Here is an 834-nt window from a genome sequence, read left to right on the forward strand (position 1 = left end):
GCGTGGGGCGTGTCCTGCGGGTGCTGCAATTCCTCCAGCGTGAGGTTGGTCGTGGCGATCAGCGGCTTGCCGCTTCGGTAACGGCTGTCAATCACGCTGTAAACCTGTTCCAGCCCGTACTCTGTCCCTCGCTCCATACCGAAATCATCAAGTATCAGTAGAGGATAGCTGCAAAGGCTGGAAATATATTCGTTCCTGCCCTCAAAGCTGGCGGCAAGGTCACCCAGTATCGTTGCAAAGTTTGTCATGCAGACGGCAACTTCTTTCTCCATAAGGGCGTTGGCGATACAGGCAGCGAGGTAGCTTTTTCCTGTCCCCACGCCGCCCCAAAACAGGTAGCCGATATTTTCAGCCTGCATGGTTTCCCAGCTCTCCACATAAAAGCGGGCGGTTTCGGTCTGTGGGTTTCTGCCGTTGTCATGCTCAAATGTCCAGTTTTGCATAGCGGGGTCGGTAAAGCCCCGGCGTTTCAAGTCCTCCACTTTTTCAAGGTGCTTCTGTCGGCTTTCAGCGGCTTCCCGTTTTTCACGGGCTGCCCGGTGGCAGTCGCACTCTGCCGGGTGTCGGTCATGCCCTAACCATTGGGCGGTTTCTTTTGAAAAATAGGCTTCTTTGGGCGTATGGCACTTGCCGCAGTATAAAAGCCCGTCCTCGCCTGTGTAGTCCTCCGCTTCGGCGGTAGTGGCTGTAATGTCCGTAATCATAGCTTCAATCTCGTTTTTCATAAGCTCTCGCCCTCCTTGCATGAATAATCGGGTATGCCCTGTTTCGGGGCAGCCTTGCCTTTGGCAGCGTCCTCCTGCGCCCACTTGTAAATGGTGGCTGCATGGCTGT

General features: G+C 54.8%; 1 protein-coding gene and 1 pseudogene. Both read right to left on the reverse strand.

Annotated elements, in window-relative coordinates; genetic code table 11:
• Positions 1 to 725 (reverse strand): ATP-binding protein (locus H8S80_RS33935; protein WP_187049107.1); only part of this gene is annotated, 725 nt, incomplete at its 3' end.
• A pseudogene (locus H8S80_RS34560) lies at positions 722 to 834 on the reverse strand (adaptin-ear-binding coat-associated protein); the annotation flags it as partial. The pseudogene H8S80_RS34560 and the gene H8S80_RS33935, both read right to left, overlap by 4 nt.

It is taken from the genome of Hungatella sp. L36, from assembly GCF_014288035.1.